Consider the following 1868-nt stretch of genomic DNA (forward strand, 5'->3'; position numbering starts at 1 on the left):
ATTGTGGCGGTTTTCTTACCCGTTGCCTTTATGGGAGGTGTGCCGGGGCAGTTTTTCCAACCCTTTGGGGTGACAGTGGCAGTGGCTACCATGTTTTCTACCCTCGTGGCTACTACCATGACTCCCATGTTAAGCGCCTATCTTCTTAAAGCTAAACCTCTTAATAAAACCCATAATTCATCTAATGGCAGAAAAAAAATTCATCCCTATCGCACGGTGTTAAGTTGGGCATTGCGCAACAAAATATCGACTATCATCATCGCTATTGCTTTTTTTATCGGCAGTTTGCAACTTGTGCCTTATATTCCTCAAGGTTTATTTAGTGAAGGTGACACGGGTTTAAGTACTATTTCGATCGAATTACCACCTTCCTCCACTTTAGCAGATACTCGATCGATCGCTTTACAAGTTACTGATAAAGTCAAATCTAATCCTGCCGTCAAGAGTGTTTTAGCGGATATAGGAGGAAGTAAAATTAACGAAGGCACGATGTATGTAAATCTCGTGCCGAAAGATGAGCGAGACATCACTCAACAAGAGTTTCAAAACCAAATGCGTGACTATTTTCGCACCATAGCAGGGGCGAGGGTGACATTTCGCTCTCAAGGTGCAGGAGGGAGTAGTAAAGACTTAACCATTGTCTTAAAAAGCGATAATGGGGAGATTCTAACACAAACCGCTCAAACATTGGAAACCCAGATGAGAGGGATTTCTGGATTAGTAGAGGTGTCTTCTAGTGCTAGTTTAGTCAAACCAGAGATTATTATTCAACCTAACCTTGAAAAAGCCGCCGATTTAGGAGTTTCCGTTAACTCGATCGCGCGTACTGCTTCCCTTGCTACCATAGGGGATAATGACTCTAACTTAGCTAAATTTAACCTGATCGATCGACAAATTCCTATCCGAGTGCAGATTAATCCTTTATATCGTGGTAACATCGAAACCTTAAAGAATTTGAGAGTACCGAGTAACAACGGTACATTAGTCACCCTAGCCAGTGTAGCAGATATTCGCCTCGCCAGTGGACCTGCGGAAATACAACGTTATAACCGTCAAAGAAAAGTAGAAATTGGTGCTAATTTACAAGGAATTTCCCTAGGGGATGCGCTTAGTGCCGTCAATGCCCTTCCCGTGATGAATCCTTTACCTACCGATGTATTTCAAGAACCTTCGGGAGATGCAGAAATCATGCGAGACATATTCAGTCGCTTCTTAGGTGCTGTTGCCCTCGCCATTGGTTGTATTTATGGTATCTTAGTTTTACTCTATAGCAACTTTCTTTATCCCGTTGCCATTCTCATGGCGTTACCCTTATCTATTGGGGGGGCGTTATTAGGCTTATTAGTCACTCAAAAAGAATTAGGATTATTCGCTCTTATTGGTATCGTTTTGTTATTAGGTTTAGTCACCAAAAACGCCATTCTCTTAGTTGACTTTGCTATAGCTGGAATGAAGGAAGGAAGAACACAATTTCAAGCGGTTGTATATGCAGGGGTATCTCGATTGCGCCCCATCGTCATGACTTCTATTTCTACCATTGCCGCTATGTTACCTATTGCCCTTGAATGGGGTGCTGATGGTGAAATCCGAAGCCCGATGGCGATCGCAGTTATAGGCGGTTTTACTACATCTACTTTACTAACTTTAATCGTTGTGCCTGTCACCTTTACCTATGTGGATAATTTTGTTCATTGGTTAGGTAAGATATTTAAACAAGAGGAAATCAAACAAGTGCAACAGGTTTTAGAATTGGAAGAAACCCTTAAGAATTAGGAATTAGGAATTAGGAATGAGGAATTAAGAATTAAGAATTAAGAATTAAGAATTAAGAATGCAGAATTAAGAATAGTTGTTAATCAATAACCCAC

General features: G+C 41.1%; 1 protein-coding gene. It reads left to right on the forward strand.

Going from position 1 to position 1868, the window contains the following annotated elements:
• A partial coding sequence (locus ACN4EE_RS23020; RefSeq protein ID WP_431708844.1) for an efflux RND transporter permease subunit occupies nucleotides 1–1773 on the forward strand: 1773 nt, incomplete at its 5' end.
• Nucleotides 1774–1868: the final 95 nt, after the last annotated feature.

Origin of the sequence: Geminocystis sp. CENA526, from assembly GCF_050753365.1 — a bacterium.
Taxonomy (GTDB): domain Bacteria; phylum Cyanobacteriota; class Cyanobacteriia; order Cyanobacteriales; family Cyanobacteriaceae; genus Geminocystis.